At 69.0% G+C, this 2704-nt stretch carries 3 protein-coding genes; all 3 read right to left on the bottom strand.

What is annotated here, in order from left to right; translation table 11 throughout:
* Positions 1 to 21 precede the first annotated feature (21 nt).
* Complete coding sequence (locus ACGFSB_RS37365; protein WP_393409031.1) at positions 22 to 954, bottom strand: hypothetical protein; 933 nt, start codon at positions 952 to 954, stop codon at positions 22 to 24.
* 285 nt (positions 955 to 1239) lie between these two features.
* Complete coding sequence (locus tag ACGFSB_RS37360) at positions 1240 to 2274, bottom strand: hypothetical protein (RefSeq protein WP_393409028.1); 1035 nt, start codon at positions 2272 to 2274, stop codon at positions 1240 to 1242.
* A 286-nt stretch (positions 2275 to 2560) separates the two neighbouring features.
* A partial coding sequence (locus ACGFSB_RS37355) for a Loki-CTERM sorting domain-containing protein (protein ID WP_393409033.1) occupies positions 2561 to 2704 on the bottom strand: 144 nt, incomplete at its 5' end.

Here is a 2704-nt window from a genome sequence, read left to right as displayed (position 1 = left end):
CCCCTCATGCGCAGTCGTACGTCAGCCCGCCCGCTCATAGGTAAGGACGGTCTTCGGGTGGTTGCCGATCTTGCGTAGGCGCAGCGGGCCGTCCGAGGACTTCACGTCGAAGGAGTACTTGGTCTCCTCCGGCGGGCAGTTGACGGTCCTGGTGCCCTGATCGAGCTTGAAGTTGCTCATGGACAGGTCGTGCTGGTCGATGCCGGAGACAGTGGCGCTGCCCTTGCATCGCGGGCCGGTGCGGGACTCGATGACCACGCGTGCGCGTCTGCCCGGCTCGACCTGGTGGAGGGTCAGCTGCTGGCTGCCGTCCGTGGCTCGCCACCGGCCCACGAACCAGGGGTGGATGGGCTTGTACTCCGTGGTCACCTCGGCGAACCCGGAGCCTTTGCGCCAGGTCAGCGTGGTGGTTTCCAGCATGCTGGGATCGACGAAGTCCACTCGCGCGCCACCGTCGCGGATGCGGGCCTTCGGCCAGGCGATGGTGTTTTTGGTCGGGTCGGTGGTCCAGGAGGAGAGGTCCCCGGTGGCGACGGCCGCGATCACCTCTTGCGGTTCTTCGCCGTCCCTGCAGTACGCGCCGAAGCCGGCCGTGAGCCACACGGTGTCCCGGTGCGCCTTTGCCCTGATGCCGTGGCACGGTTTGGTGCCGGTCTCATAGACCGTCTTCCGGGCGGACCAGGCGTCGTCAGAGGCGTGGCGATGCTGTGCCTCCAGGCCGCGGCGAGTGAAGCGGAGGGACACCTGCCGGCCGTCGGACAGTTCGAGGACGGTGTGGTCGTCGTCGTCCTCGACGACCCGTGAATCAGGCTTGTCCTCGGGGTCGCGGTGGGACTTCGTGTGCTTCGCGCTGCTGCCGGACGGTCCCGTGTCCGATTGCTCGGCGCAGCCGCCGACGGCTGCGCCGAGCATCAGCACCGCTACCGCCCACGCCGCTGCGCTCTTCGTTCTCATGCCGTGTCAGCTCCCCTGTACGCCGTGCCGCGATGCTCGGGCCGGTGGGTGGCACGAACTCGGCGATGCTAGTCGGTGGGCGGCCCGCCCCGCTCGGCCCCCGGCACGGTGCGGCCCCGGCGGTTCCGTCACTCGTCGAGGACGGCGGCGACCGCACCCGGGCCCAGGGCCGCCGCCTCCCGCGCCTCCAACTCCCCGATCAACGACCCCATCAGCGCCGCCTTCTCCACCCACACGGTAGAGACCCGACCACGCCGCCATCACCCACAACCACGATCTCCCAGCTCAAGCCATCGGGGCCGCCCCCGGAAGAGAGCTACACCCGTCGTAGATCCCCCGTAGCCACGGTTCCAGGACGGCGGGCATCCGCGCCAGCGTGTACCGGAAGGCAGCGCCAGACGGCCGAAACGGCAACCACGGGTGTGGCGGCAGCGGATCATCCCGCTCCACGCCTGTTGGCAGTCCGCCGACCGCCGGCAGCCGCGCGCGATGGGATGGGAAAGCCAACTCGGCCCAGAGCGTGGCTTCGACGGGCACGGCCACACCGCCGCCGTGCGGCTGCCACATCTCGCCGGTCTGCGGATGGACCGGCACCAGCACCAGCTCGGTGGCGGGTTCACCGAGTCCTGGTCCCGCCAGGTCCAGCCGCTTCGTGCCTTCCCTTCCTGGCAGTAGTGCGATGAGGGCAGGGCCGAAGAGGTCGGCGACCGAACCGGACACCACCTCTACCGGGCAGCCCCTGGCGGCCGCCACTACGTGGGCGAGGGCCACGCCCGCCGGGATGTCCTGGTACTCGCTCAGGCGTTGCCCCAGCGCGCAGTTGGCCTGCAGCTCCGGCCAGTCCATGACGGGCTGCTCCGGCGGGCCGGGCAGCCGCACGATCGCCTGCGGGAGGAGTCGGACGACCTGCCAGCACCCGCAGTCGTCCATCCTCGTTCCCACGGGTAGATCGCAGCTCAGGCAGGCAAGGTTCGGCCCGTCCCGTCCGTCGATGCCCATGCAGTAGCCCGCGGCCCGTTCGAGGATCAGTCGGGTGCCGCGCATGTCGCCGGGTGCGAGGAGGATGGTGTCCGACGGTCCGTCGGACAGGTTGCCGGACGGGGCGAAGATTCCTCGCGCTGCCGCCTCCTGCGCTCCGAACTCTTCCCACGTCCGCCAGGGCGGACCGTACGGCTCGGGGTCGACGGCATACGTCCCTGCCTCCAGGAGGGGCGGGTGCAACCTCTCCCAGTGGGTGTCGCGCAGGTGGACCGGCAATGCCACCTCCGACACCGCCGCCGTCAGCACCGCACCGCAACCCGCACACCCGAACACTGCCAAGCCGTCCCCTCCCGCCATCGAAACCCCTGCATCGCACCAGGAAGGCGACCGGCAGGCAACGGGGTTTCGTCCGATGTCGAACGTCTCGCCAGCCACTCTCGGTAACGGCCAACGGCAAGTGCTCGATTGGAGCCGAGGCGCTCGACAGGTGTGGAACAACAGGTGGGGGAGGCGATTGCGCACTCCCCAGCGCAGCGCATTCTCCCCAGATTCTCCCCAGGGGGTCAGGAGTGACCCTAGCGAGCCTTCGCGTACGCGAAATTGATCAACGGCTTGGAGTCCGCCACTACAGCCAGTCCCGCCTCTTGAAGATGAAGTACAGACTCACGCACACCCCCGCCATCAGCAGAATCGCGAACGGATACCCCGCCGCCCACTTCAGCTCCGGCATCGTCTCGAAGTTCATCCCGTAGATCGTCCCCACCAGCGT

The sequence above is a fragment of the Streptomyces sp. NPDC048441 genome (assembly GCF_043200235.1).
Lineage (GTDB): Bacteria > Actinomycetota > Actinomycetes > Streptomycetales > Streptomycetaceae > Streptomyces.
This window is presented reverse-complemented; position numbering and strand designations above follow the sequence as displayed.